The organism is Treponema sp. OMZ 805, from assembly GCF_050937395.1.
Classification (GTDB): Bacteria; Spirochaetota; Spirochaetia; order Treponematales; family Treponemataceae; genus Treponema.
In genome coordinates, this window is the sequence record NZ_JACCLP010000047.1 from 1 (window position 1) to 771 (window position 771).

Sequence of the window (771 nt, forward strand, 5' to 3'; positions counted from 1 at the left end):
AAACCTACCGTGTGCTGCCTCACGGAATCGGGCGCAACACCACCACTCCCACTCGCATTATTGTAGTTGGCATTACCATTGTTGTTGCTATTGCAAAAAGAAGCCGCAAACAGAAAGCACCCTTATGTACCATTTAATTTTTCGGCAATTTTATTATCCGACTTGCGCCATCCTTTTAGAAGTGTTATTTCAAACCCAATTGCCTCAACATACGGCAATAATTTTGAGGCCTTTATCGGCAAAGCATCTTCGCAAAACTGTAATTCTTGTATTAACTGCTGACAGTTGATGATAGCTGTATTTTGATAATTCCGCCTTACCTGTAATTCTTCTTTTGTTACCGCATAAATCGTATTGGCAGCCGTGATATTCCACATGAGGTTCCGCAATAGCATTCTGATATTCCGGGCAATTTCTTTCATATCCTCATCGTACCAATCGTCCGGCAATGTCGGGTCAATCTTTGAAGCATTATTTCTACTATGTATACCAAAATCACGGCGTAAAAACTCAGTCAACTCCCGTCTGATTTTTCGTGCAGTATGATAAAACTCCATTTTAGAAAGCCCGCGCTTATTTTTAAGAACACTCATTGTTAAAAATACACCTCCAAAATATGAAATTTTTTTTAAGCTCAGGCTAACGCCTGAGCATAGAGTATACTCATTTTCACGCTCTTTTTCTTTAGCCCCATAAAGGGGCTAAGATGTGAAGATCGTATGTTGCTACGCAACACAGAAAGCGGGCGCAACACCACCACTCCCACTCGCA

1 protein-coding gene is annotated in these 771 nt (G+C 41.1%); it reads right to left on the reverse strand.

Translation table 11 applies throughout. The features are described 5' to 3' along the window. Positions 1 to 122 precede the first annotated feature (122 nt). Entirely contained in the window at positions 123 to 593 is a 471-nt protein-coding gene (locus HGH47_RS12210; protein ID WP_432912742.1) for a hypothetical protein, read from the reverse strand. Positions 594 to 771: the final 178 nt, after the last annotated feature.